General features: G+C 71.8%; 9 protein-coding genes. 6 read left to right on the top strand and 3 right to left on the bottom strand.

Going from position 1 to position 11,618, the window contains the following annotated elements:
* Positions 1-112 precede the first annotated feature (112 nt).
* The 4 genes from P5G46_RS10230 (at position 113) to P5G46_RS10245 (ending at position 3,217) form a co-directional block, all read left to right on the top strand.
* On the top strand, positions 113-385 hold the full coding sequence (locus tag P5G46_RS10230; protein ID WP_408905648.1) for a hypothetical protein: 273 nt from the start codon (positions 113-115) through the stop codon (positions 383-385).
* A 146-nt stretch (positions 386-531) separates the two neighbouring features.
* Positions 532-2,313 (top strand): TIGR03767 family metallophosphoesterase, encoded by a 1,782-nt coding sequence (locus tag P5G46_RS10235; protein WP_239276060.1) that lies wholly within the window; start codon positions 532-534, stop codon positions 2,311-2,313.
* Complete coding sequence (locus P5G46_RS10240) at positions 2,310-2,657, top strand: hypothetical protein (RefSeq protein ID WP_239276061.1); 348 nt, start codon at positions 2,310-2,312, stop codon at positions 2,655-2,657. Before P5G46_RS10235 ends, P5G46_RS10240 begins: the two co-directional genes overlap by 4 nt.
* Positions 2,654-3,217 (top strand): hypothetical protein, encoded by a 564-nt coding sequence (locus tag P5G46_RS10245; RefSeq protein ID WP_408905649.1) that lies wholly within the window; start codon positions 2,654-2,656, stop codon positions 3,215-3,217. The genes P5G46_RS10240 and P5G46_RS10245 overlap by 4 nt, the downstream gene beginning before the upstream one ends.
* 24 nt (positions 3,218-3,241) lie before the next feature.
* On the opposite strand, the gene P5G46_RS10250 is transcribed toward P5G46_RS10245, so the two are convergent.
* A complete protein-coding gene (locus P5G46_RS10250; protein WP_239276063.1) occupies positions 3,242-3,796 on the bottom strand; it encodes an ECF transporter S component in 555 nt (184 codons plus the stop codon).
* Positions 3,797-3,948: 152 nt separating this feature from the next.
* Here P5G46_RS10250 and P5G46_RS10255 point away from each other — a divergent pair, with 152 nt between their 5' ends.
* Entirely contained in the window at positions 3,949-7,521 is a 3,573-nt protein-coding gene (locus tag P5G46_RS10255) for a S8 family serine peptidase (RefSeq protein WP_408905650.1), read from the top strand.
* 488 nt (positions 7,522-8,009) lie between these two features.
* Here the strand turns inward: P5G46_RS10255 and P5G46_RS10260 are convergent, their stop codons facing one another.
* Together P5G46_RS10260 and P5G46_RS10265 are read right to left on the bottom strand one after the other, a co-directional pair.
* Positions 8,010-9,032, bottom strand: a complete 1,023-nt coding sequence (locus P5G46_RS10260) for a pirin family protein (RefSeq protein ID WP_408905651.1) — start codon at positions 9,030-9,032, stop codon at positions 8,010-8,012.
* Positions 9,029-9,367, bottom strand: coding sequence for a GNAT family N-acetyltransferase (locus P5G46_RS10265; RefSeq protein ID WP_375094844.1), 339 nt, complete (start codon positions 9,365-9,367; stop codon positions 9,029-9,031). Before P5G46_RS10265 ends, P5G46_RS10260 begins: the two co-directional genes overlap by 4 nt.
* Before the next feature lie 155 nt (positions 9,368-9,522).
* Between P5G46_RS10265 and recQ the strand changes: the two genes are divergently transcribed.
* On the top strand, positions 9,523-11,562 hold the full coding sequence (gene recQ, locus P5G46_RS10270; RefSeq protein WP_408905652.1) for a DNA helicase RecQ: 2,040 nt from the start codon (positions 9,523-9,525) through the stop codon (positions 11,560-11,562).
* Positions 11,563-11,618: the final 56 nt, after the last annotated feature.

Raw genomic sequence — 11,618 nt, forward strand, 5'->3', positions numbered from 1 at the left:
CGGTTGCTTCTCGCCCCTTCCGCGTCTCGCGACGAGACGTGGCATCCTCACCTGGGCTACGCGGCAACCGTTGCGGCCGGCTGCAATCCGAGCTGAGGGGGAGAGGACGACGATGAGGGCTCACACATCTGTCATCTTCCGCCTGGTCCTGGGGCTGGCGCTGCTCGCCGCCGGCGTTGCCGTGGCGATCGCCGTCGGAACCCGCATCGTCGCGGCTGCGGTCCGAGCCGACGCGCTCGGTCTCGATGGGACACCGGAACTGCCCTCTGTTCTGCTCGCGAGCGGAGGGGGCGTTCTGGGCCTCGTCGGGTTCCTCATCGCCGCAACGAACTATGTCCGGTGGCGCATCGCGTCACGCGAGGCCGCAGCGGCGGCGTCATCCTGAGCGATCGGGGGAACGCCCGCGATGTGCGGGCGTCCCTCTTCCCGCGGTCGTGGCTTCGAGTGCCGTAACGAACGGCCGTCGGCATCTGGACGCTCGGATTGCGCAAACGGTACATTCGAGTACCTTCCGCCCGAACGGATGATCCTGTGCCCGGTCTGTCCCGCCGCCAATTCCTGCACGCCACCGTCGCCGCTGCCGCCGCCACGGGGCTGAGCTTCGATGTCCTCGCGCCGCAGCTCGCCCGCGCGGCCGTGCCGCCGGCCGACGTCCCGACGACGCTGCTGCAGACGATCCGGCAGGGGGCGATCCTCTCCGGCCGATACCGCACGCTCACCACCGGCCCGGGCGAGCCGTACGTCCCGCGGATCGACGTGCTGCGGCGCACCCCGTCGCCGGCCCGTGCCACCGCGCGCCGGTCGCTGCTGTATCTCGGGCACCTGTCCGACCTGCACGTCATCGAGGCGCAGTCGCCCGGGCGGATCGAACCCATGATCGTGCAAGACCATTCGGCGTGGGGCTCGGCCTTTCACCCGCAGGACCCGCTGAGTCCGCACGCGACGGCGGCGATGGTGCAGGCGTTCTCGGACGCCCGCTACAGCCCGCTCACGGGGGCGCCGATGAGCGCCGCGATCGTCACCGGCGACAGCGCCGACATGCACTCGCACCTCGAGCTGCGCTGGTACATCGACCTCATGGACGGCCTGTCCGTCGACCCCGCCACGAGCGGCCCGACGTGGCAGGGCGTGCAGGCCTGGAGCGAGGCCACGTGGGCGTATCGCCCCGGTGACCCCCGCGGCGGCGCGTTCGGCGACTACGGCTTCCCGCAGCTGCCGGATCTTCTTTCCCAGGCGATCGGCGCGAAGGTGGCGTCGGTCGGCCTCCCGGCGCCCTGGTACGCCGTGTATGGCAACCACGACACGCTGCTCCTCGGCACGTTCGACATCAGCCCGCAACTGCGCTCGCTCGCCGTGGGCGCGCGCAAGTCGTACACCCTGGATGCCACGGCATCCACGGCGCTCGAGGGGTGGGCCGCGGGAACGAGCGTCCTTGCCCAGACGCTGGCGGCACTTGGGCTGGCATCCGGAGGCCCGGGATTCAAAGACGTCACCGCCAACCCCCAGCGCTTCCTGTTCGCGCAGCGCGACTTCATGGCCGAGCACTTCCGCACCGAGCCGACCCCCGGGCCGATCGGACACGGATTCACCGCGCACAACCTCACCTCGGGTGAGACATGGTGGCAGGCCGACCTCAGCCCGCGGGTGCGCGCGTTCGGACTCGACACGTGCAACGCCGTCGCCGGCCCCGACGGCGCGGTGCCCGAATCGCAGATGCGCTGGCTGCGCGCGCAGCTCGAGATCGCGCAGCGCGACCAGGTGCTGGCGCTGATCTTCAGCCACCACAACAGCCTCACGCTCGAGAACCGCGCCACCCGCCCGGGCGTCGACGAGAAGCTCTACGGCGCCGAGGAGTTCGTCGCGATGCTGCGGGAATTCCCCGTCGTCGTCGGCTGGCTCAACGGTCACACGCACCTCAACCAGATCCTCGCCCACACCACCGACACCGGAGGGTTCTGGGAGATCACGACGGCGTCGTGCATCGACTTCCCGCAACAGCAGCAGGTCGTCGAGCTGGTCGACAACCGCGACGGCACGCTGTCGTTGTTCACGACCGTGCTCGACCACGCGTCGCCCGCGGTACCGGGGTCCTCCGGCTCGGTCGCCGACCTCGCCGCGCGCAGCCGCGAGCTCGCCGCGAACGACTGGGCCGAGACGCCGCTCATGCGTCGCGGGTCTGCGCTCGACCGGAACACCGAGCTGCTCCTGCCGGCGCCGTTCGACCTGTCGGTGATCACCGACGCGCAGCTCGAGGCGCAGCACGTCGCCGAGCGTGCGCGGATCCTCGCGTACGAGAAGGAGCGGGGCCTGTGAGACGCATCATCGGCGGGGCCGTGCTCGTGACCGCCCTCGCGCTGACCGGCTGCTCGCAGGTCGCCGCGATCGCCCCGGTCGGAGGCACCCACCTCACCGAGGTGCGCTTCGCCACGATCGACGTCCTCGAGGAGAAGGGCATCGCCCTGGAAGCCGTCCCGACGTGCGCGCGGGCGGAGGACGGCGACGTCACGTGCGCCGGCACCACGGCCGATGGCACGGCGATCACGGCGACCTCGTCGGCATCCGACCCCGACAGCTTTTCGGTCACGGTCGGCTCCGAAACGGTGTTCTCCGGCAGCGTCAGCGCCGTCATCGACCGGGCCGCGGGAGTCACCTCGTGAGGCGGGTGCTGCTGCTCGCGGCGGTCATGCTGGTCAATGCCGTGGTTCAGGCGCTGTGCGTGATCCCCGGCGTCACGCCGGCGGCATCCCCGGCCTTCGGCGCGCTGCTCGCGGCATCACTCCTCGCCCTCGTCGCCGCCAGCACCGCGACGCTCGTGCTCGTCGGGGAACCGGGACAGCCGCGACCCCGCGCGCTCAGGGCGCTCGCCGCCGCGACGCTCGCGCTCATGATCGTGGGGGCGCTCGCGGTGCTGTCGACCGCGACGCTCATTCCCGCGCTGCTCGTCGCGTTCGTCATCGCCGCACCGGCGGGGAACGCGGATGCCGTGCCCTGGAGCGGGCCGCGCGCCTTCCTCTGGCATCCGGTTCGAGCCGTCCTGCTCGCCGTGGTCACCCTGCTCGGGCTCGTCCTGCTGCTGGTCGCGGCACTCCTGTTCGGCTTCTTCATGACCGGGTGGCTCGGGTCTTTCGCGACGTGGGTCGTCGCCGGCGCGCTCGGCGCGGCCCTCGCGCGGGGGTGGGCGCGCCTCGCCCGGCGTCCGAGGGGGTCGCGTCGGTGAGGACGTGCCGAGCGGGCACGTGAGTCAGCGCCGCGACAGGCCCCGCGCCACCCCGGCGCCGCGCAGGCCCGACCCGATCGCCAGGCCGAGGGCGGTCCACGCCACCGGCCCTACGACGCCGACGACGAGATAGGTGACCTGCGCCCACGGCGCCAGCGCGCCGATGTCGGCGGCGAACCACACCGCGACCGCAACGACGGCGCCGATGATGACGGCCGAGACGAAGAAGCGGGCGGTCGCCCAGACGCGATACCGGGTGAGCGCGGCGACACCCTCCTGGATGCCGCCGAACAGCACCGCGGTGCCGAGGAAGCGGAAGGTCCACTGCGGGGCCATCGCGCTGGCCACCAGTGCCGCCAGGACATGGGTGAGCAGGGCCACCCACGGTCGACGCACCACCTGCTGCGCGATGATGCCCGGAAGCACGTGCGAGCCCAGCACCAGGCCATAGGCCCACGGGGCGGTCGCCAGCACGACGAGGGTGAGCCAACCGGCCGCGCCGCCGAGGATCCCCGTCCCCACGCCGATGGCGGCGCAGACCAGCAGCACTCGGGTGGACAGACGGGATGCCGACGACACGGGGTCAGCGTATCGCCACCGCGGCATCCGGTTCTCGGACCGCGTCCCAAAAGAAATCGTTGGTGATGAATTTGCCGTGAGTTATGTTTGTGCGACGCGCGCCGCCGATGTCGCGCACATCGCTCAATTCATCCCCCCGTTTGGAGCGCACTATGGGTCGTACCCTGCGTTCGGCCGCGGTCATCGTCATGGCCGGGCTGTTCACCACTGCCGGAGTCACTTCCGCGCAGGCCGCCGTCGTGGGCGAGGGGGTGACCCCTCCCCGACCCATCGAATCCGCCACCGGCCGCTACATCGTCGTCCTGGACGAAGCCCCCGTCGCCACCTACGACGGTGGCGAAGCCGGCCTTCGCGCGACGAAGTCCGACGACGCGCGGCTCGACACCGACTCCGACGCCGTCCGCGAGTACTCGGCGTTCCTCGAGCAGCGCCAGCAGGATGTCGCCGCCGAAGCGGGCGTCGACGCCGACTACTCGTACACGCTCGCCGTCAACGGCTTCAGCGCCGCGATGGCGCCCGACCAGGCCGCGAAGCTCGCCGCCACGAAGGGCGTCCAGCGGGTCGTCCCCGACGAGATCCGCCACCCGTCCGCCGTGCCGTCGACCGAGTACCTCGGGCTCGAGGGCGACGGCGGCGTCTGGGAGCGGGTCGGTGGCATCGACGCGGCCGGTGAGGGCGTCGTCGTCGGTGTCGTCGACACCGGGATCGCGCCCGAGAACCCCTCCTTCGCGGGGGACCCGCTGGGAACGACGGCCGGCGACGAGCCCTACCTCGACGGCAACGACGTCGTCTACCGCAAGGCCGACGGCACCGATTTCCGGTCGCCGCGCGTCGCGACGGGGAACGGCTGGTCGGTCGACGACTACTCCACCAAGCTCGTCGGAGCCCGCTACTTCGACCAGGGTGCGGCCGCGACCGGCTTCACGTTCGAGGCCGACTACCGCTCGCCGCGAGACGGCGACGCACACGGCTCCCACACCGCCAGCACCGCCGCGGGAAACAACGGCGTCGAGGCCAGCGTCGAAGGCATCGACTTCGGAGCCATCTCCGGCGTCGCCCCGGCCGCCAAGGTCGCCGCGTACAAGGCCTGCTACTCGGGGCCGGATCCGCTCGTCACCACCGACGACATCTGCGCGCTGAGCGACCTGCTCGGGGCTATCAACGCCGCGGTGTCCGACGGTGTCGACGTGCTCAACTACTCCATCGGCGGCGGGGCGGCCACCACCACCCTCGCGCTCGAGGACGCGGCGTTCTTCAACGCCGCCGCTGCGGGCGTCTTCGTCGCCGTCTCGGCGGGGAACTCCGGTCCCGACGCCTCGACCGCCGACCACGCGTCGCCGTGGTACACCACCGTCGCGGCCTCCACGATCCCCACCTACGAGGGCACCGTGACGCTGCCGAACGGCTTCCAGGCTGCGGGCGCGTCGGTCTCGGTCCCCGCGGGGGAAGAGGTCACCGGTCCCGTCGTGTACGCGGGCGACATCGCGGCATCCGGGACGGATTCCGCGGACGCGGCGCTGTGCCTTCTGGGGTCGCTCGACGCCACGCAGGCCGCAGGCAAGATCGTCGTGTGCGACCGCGGGCAGAACGCGCGCGTGGAGAAGTCGCAGGCCGTGAAGGACGCCGGCGGCGTCGGCATGATCCTGGTCAACGTCACCCCGGCCTCGGTCGACAACGACTTCCACACCGTGCCGACCGTGCACATCGACGCGCGCTACCGCGACGACCTGCTCGCCTACGTCCAGGGAACCCCGGATGCCACGGCCACGCTGATCGGTGAGAACGTCACGGGCGAAGAGACCCCGACGCCGCAGGTCGCGGGCTTCTCGAGCCGCGGACCGATGCTCGCCGACGGCAGTGACGTGCTCAAGCCCGACGTCTCCGCCCCGGGTGTGGCGATCCTCGCCGCCGCGGCGAACGCCGAGGGCGCGGAGCCGACGTTCGAGTTCCTCTCGGGAACCTCGATGTCGTCGCCGCACGTCGCCGGTCTCGCCGCGCTGTACCTGGGGGAGCGGCCGCTGGCCACCCCCGCCGAGGTGAAGTCGGCCATGATGACGACGGCGTACGACACGGTCGACGCCGAGGGCGCGCCCGCGCAGGACCCGTTCGCGCAGGGTGCCGGCCACGTCGACCCGACGAAGTACTTCGACCCGGGTCTGCTCTACCTCAACGGACCCGCCGAGTGGGCGGCATTCCTGCAGGGCAAGGGCCTCGAGGACTTCGGTGTCGAGCCGATCGACGGCAGCGACCTCAACCTCGCGTCGATCTCGATCGGATCGCTTGCTAAGCCGCAGACCGTGACGCGCACCGTGACCTCCACGCAGGCCGGGACGTTCTCGGCATCCATCGATGTGCCGGGCCTGGATGCCACGGTCGAACCGTCCACGCTCACCTTCGGTGCCGCCGGCGAGACGCAGACCTTCACGGTGACGTTCTCGCGCACGACAGCCGCGGCCGAGGAGTGGACCACCGGCTTCCTCACGTGGACGAGCGGCGACACCGAGGTGCGCTCTCCGGTCGCGGTGCGACCCGCCACCGCGGAGGCTCCGGCCGAGGTGTCGGGCACGGGCCTGACGGGATCGACGGGCGTCGAGATCCTCCCCGGCGTGAGCGGCGACCTGCCGCTGACGGTGTCGGGTCTGGCCGCCGCGCAGCTCCTCGTCGACGCGGACAACCCGGTCGAGGGTCACTCGGGCGACCAGGACTCCGGCGACGCGGACGGTTACGTGCGGTGGATCGTGGACGTGCCCGAGGGGACCACTCTCTCGCGCTTCGACCTCGACTCGTCGGATGACGCCGGCAGCGACCTCGACCTGTTCGTGTCGCGCGTGGTGAGCGCCGACGACCTGCGCTACTACGAGCGGTTCACGGCGGCGACGGCCTCGGCGGACGAGCAGGTGTCGCTGACGAACCCGACGCCCGGCACCTACCTCGTCGAGGCGAACGTCTACTCGTTCACGGCGCCGTTCACGTGGGACATGACCTACGCGAACGTGCAGCCCGGCGGCGAGGGCCAGCTCACGGCGACGCCGAACCCGGTCCCGGCCGAGCAGGGCGTGGCCACGTCGTACGAGCTCGCATGGCAGGGACTCCAGCCCGAGACGCGCTACCTCGGCGTCGTGCAGTACGGCGACTCGAACGTCCGGACGGTTCTGACGGTCGACTCCGGTCAGGCCGCGCCGGTCATCGTGGACGCGCCGACGGTCACCGGTACCGCGAAGGTCGGACGGACCCTCACGGCAACCACCGGCACGTGGGACCCCGCCGAGGTGACCACGACGTTCCAGTGGCTGCGTGGCGGTGAGCCGATCGAGGGGGCGACCTCGTCGACCTACCGCGTGAAGCGCGCCGACGTGGGTGCCGTGCTCTCGGTGCGCGTGACCGCCACGGCGGAGGCGACGGGGCTCAGCGGCACCGCCGACAGCGCGGGCGTGCCCGTGGTGGCATCCTCTCGCACGAGTGTCACGGTCGACCCGTGGGTGGGGCGCACGTCGAGCGCGTACACGCTCACGGTCAAGGTGCGGCCCTCGGCCGGCCCGGCCGCCACCGGCGAGGTGACCGTGACCGTCGCGGGCACGCCGTACACGGCGACGCTCGAGGACGGCCGCGCCACCATCGCGCTCGACCCGCAGACGCGCGGCCTGCGCATCGTCGAGGCGACGTACGCCGGCAGCGAGACGGTCGAGGCGTCGAAGGCGTACAGCGCGTTCATCGTGCTGCGCTGACCTCACGCGCGGCGTCCGGGCTTCGGCTCGGGCGCCGCGCGCGCGTGCGCGTGCGCGTGCGCCGTGTGCGCCGGGTGTGCGGTTGTGCCGGGTGCCGTGTGCGCCGGGTGTGCGGTTGTGCCGGGTGCCGTGTGCGCCGGTGTGCCGTGTGTCGGTGCGCCGTTGAGTGTCCAGGACACGCGGATGTGGTGGGCGACTGTCCGCGTGTTGTGGACACTGAACTTCCGGCACGGGCGGCGCCCGGCGGCGTGTGCCGGGTGCACGGTTGAGTGTCCAGGACACGCGGATGCCGGGGGCCCGCGTCCGCGTGTTGTGGACACTGAACTTCCGGCGGTGGGGCGGCGTGTGCCGGGTGCGCCGGGTGCGCCGGGTGCGCCGTTGAGTGTCCAGGACACGCGGATGCCAGGGGCCCGCGTCCGCGTGTTGTGGACACTGAACTCCCGGCACGGGCGGCGCCCCGGGCGCGCCGGACGGCGCGGCGCTCGCTGCTACACCCTCCGGCGGCGGGGAGTCAGCCGCACCGCGGGAAGCGGGGGCGCGGGGATGCGCTCGGGGCCGTGATCCACGACGGCACCGAACCGCGGGTCCTGCGCCTCCCACGCCTCGCGCGCCGCGACGATCTCATCGTGCGAGCGGCCCACGAAGTTCCACCACATGACGATGTCGGCCTCGAACGGCTCCCCGCCGAGCAGGAACACCCGGGCGCCCTCCGCAGCGACCATCTCCACGTGATCGCGTCCCGTACCCAGGTAGAGCAGCCGCGACGCGTCGACGGATGCCGTGGCACCCGCCGCCATCGAAGGAGCCGCACGTCGCGCGGCGTCGGCGTCGACGGCATCCGTGCCCGTCTCCACGTCGGCCGAGCCGATCATGCCGTACAGGGCATATTCCCAGCCCGCCTCGAGAGGCACGCGTACGGGAATGCCCGCGGGCAGCCGGATCTCGGCACCGACGAGGGGGGTGTGCACGGTCGCGGGGGATGCCACGCCCCCGAGCCGACCCATCACGACGACCGCGTCGGCGCCGTCGCCGAGATCGACGACGGGCAGATTCTCGTGCCGCTCGAACGCCGGCTCGCCGTGGCGCCGCGACTCGGGGAGCGCGACCCACAACTGCAGCGCGTCGAGCGGAATGGGCGCATCGCCGACGGAGTACTCCGAGTGCGCGATGCCCTCGCCGCTGGTCATGAGGTTCAACGCCCCCGGGCGGACCACGACGTCGCTGCCGACGGCATCCCGATGGCGCACTTCGCCGACGATCGGCCAGGTCACCGTCTGCAACCCGATGTGGGGGTGCGGTTCCACCCTCATGAGGGTCTCTTGCGGCCCGAAACGGTCGAGGAAGCACCAGGCGCCCACCATCGGCAGGGCGCGGTGGGGGAGCGTCCGGTGCACTTCCATACCGCGGACGCCGCCCAGCGGAACCTCTCGGGCCTCGACGACGAGGGCACGTGGGCCGTCGCATTCGACGGGACCCTCGGATGCCGGCGGGGCGACGTCCAGGCGGGTCATGCCGGCTCGCTCGGATCGGCGGAGTCGGCCGCGTCGGCCTCGTCCGGCCAGTCGATCACAAGACCGGGCACATCGTGCTCGCGCAGGTAGTGCGAGACGAAGGGGCACGTCGGAATGACGGTCTCGCCGCGGCGGGCGAGGTCGGACAGGGCCTCGCTCGCGAGCGCCGATCCCAGGCCCTTGCCCTTGAACGCGCCGTCGATCTCGGTGTGGGGGAGGACGACACGGCCCTCTCCCGCGGGGCGGAACTTCAGGATGCCGCCCAATTCGCCGTCCAGGTGCACTTCGTAGCGGTGGGCCTCGTCGTTGCGGGTCACGGTCACATCGTCGGTCATGTCGCCTCCGGTCGTCGGTGTCATCCTCAACGTTGGCAGGGTGCACGGTGTTCCGCCATCCCACCCCGTCTCCCCATGCCGCGTCATCCCGATGTCCTCCACGGCCGCGGTGAGAGCGGGCGGCCGGTGTCGGCGGCCCGGGTTACCGTGGTCGGGTGACATTCCCCGGCGCCGCCCCCGAGCCGTACGCCGACGCGCCGCCCGACGCGTTCGACACGTACGACGATCCCTATGCGGGCGCCGACTGGGACCCCGATCTGTTCGCGCCGCCCGACGATCCCGACGCGCCGCCTCCGCCGGTGGATGCCACGGCCTCGCCGTTCGCGCGTGCCGCCGTCGCGACCGGAACCGCGCGCGAGCTGCCCGAGGTGCGGGATTTCACCGGCCGCGACCCGCGCGACGTGATGCACGAGGTCTACGGTTACGACACCTTCCGCGGCGATCAGGCCGCGATCGTGCAACGGGTCGTCGACGGCGGGGACGCCGTCGTGCTGATGCCCACGGGCGGAGGAAAGAGCGTCACCTACCAGGTGCCGGCGCTGGTTCGCCCGGGCACGGGTCTGGTCGTCAGCCCTCTCATCGCGCTCATGCACGACCAGGTCGACGCGCTCGTGGCCAACGGCGTCCGCGCGGCGTACCTCAACTCGACGCAGGCGCCCGCCGAGCGCCAGGCCGTCGAGCAGGCCTATCTCGCCGGTGACCTCGACCTGCTGTACGTCGCGCCCGAGCGCCTCAACGGTGCGCAGACCCTCGGGCTGCTGTCGCGCGGGCAGCTCAGCGTCATCGCCATCGACGAAGCGCACTGCGTGTCGCAGTGGGGCCACGATTTCCGCCCCGATTACCTGGCCCTCGGCGACCTCGCCGATCGTTTCCCCGGCGTGCCGCGTATGGCGCTCACCGCGACCGCGACGCCCGAGACCGCGCGCGAGATCGTCGAGCGTCTTCGCCTGCGCGATGCCCGCACGTTCATCGCGAGCTTCGACCGGCCCAACATCCAGTACCGCATCGAGGCGAAGGTCGACCCTCGGCGTCAGCTGGTGTCGTTCATCCGCTCGCAGCCCGAGGGGTCGGCGGGCATCGTCTATGCCCTCAGTCGCAAGAGCGTCGAACAGACGGCGGCCTATCTCGCGGCGCAGGGTCTCGACGCGCTGCCCTACCACGCGGGTCTCGACGCGTCGGTACGAGCCGCTCATCAGTCGCGCTTCCTCCGCGACGACGGCGTCATCATGGTCGCGACGATCGCGTTCGGGATGGGCATCGACAAGCCCGACGTGCGCTTCGTCGCCCACATCGACCTGCCGAAGTCGGTCGAGGGCTACTACCAGGAGACGGGCCGCGCCGGCCGTGACGGCGACCCTTCGGTCGTGTGGATGGCCTACGGTCTCGGCGATGTCGTCCAGCAGCGCCGGATGATCGACCAGTCGCCGGGCGACCGGTCGTACAAGATGCGCCTCGGACAGCACCTGGATGCCATGTTGGCCCTGTGCGAGACGGTCGGATGCCGCCGCCAGAACCTCCTGTCGTACTTCGGCGAGCAGTCCGAGCCGTGCGGCAACTGCGACACGTGCCTGACGCCTCCCGACACGTGGGACGGGCTCATCGCCGCGCAGAAGCTGCTGTCGACCATCGTGCGTCTGCAGCGCGAGCGCGGGCAGGCTTTCGGTGCCGGACACCTGATCGACATCCTCCGCGGTGCCAAGACCGACCGCATCGCGCAGCAGGGTCACGACCGCCTGACCACGTACGGACTCGGCGCCGACCTCTCCGATCAGGACTGGCGCAGTGTCATCCGTCAGCTGCTCGCCCGCGGGATCATCGTCGCCCAGGGCGACTACGGCACTCTCGCCCTCAGCGAGGCGTCGGCCGGGGTGTTGCGGGGGGAGACGCCGGTGCCCCTGCGCCGCGATGCGCTCGGCCGCTCGAGTGGCGGCGGGTCGAGCCGTCCGCGCAAGTCCAGCGCCGACGATGTCGCCGCGGGGGACCGCGACCTGTTCGAGGCGCTGCGCGCCTGGCGTGCGGAGCAGGCCCGCGAGCAGGGCGTCCCCGCCTACATCGTCTTCGGTGACGCGACACTGCGCGCAATCGCCGCCGAGCGACCCGCGTCGATGAGCGACCTCGACGGCATCACCGGCATCGGCGCCAAGAAGCGCGAGGCCTACGGCGACGGCATCCTGACCGTCGTGGCCCAGCACTGACCTCGGCCGCCACGCTGCAGTGGTGCCGCTGCGGTGCTCCTGCGCGCTGTGCCGCG

The organism is Microbacterium mcarthurae (genome assembly GCF_046064585.1).
In the GTDB taxonomy this organism is placed as follows: Bacteria; Actinomycetota; Actinomycetes; order Actinomycetales; family Microbacteriaceae; genus Microbacterium; species Microbacterium mcarthurae.

Bases quoted from the DNA above. Each gene is read 5' to 3' on its own strand.
- P5G46_RS10265 (WP_375094844.1), bottom strand. From the start codon at position 9,367: ATGACCGACGATGTGACCGTGACCCGCAACGACGAGGCCCACCGCTAC.
- P5G46_RS10230 (WP_408905648.1), top strand. From the start codon at position 113: ATGAGGGCTCACACATCTGTCATCTTCCGCCTGGTCCTGGGGCTGGCG.
- P5G46_RS10255 (WP_408905650.1), top strand. From the start codon at position 3,949: ATGGGTCGTACCCTGCGTTCGGCCGCGGTCATCGTCATGGCCGGGCTG.
- P5G46_RS10260 (WP_408905651.1), bottom strand. From the start codon at position 9,032: ATGACCCGCCTGGACGTCGCCCCGCCGGCATCCGAGGGTCCCGTCGAA.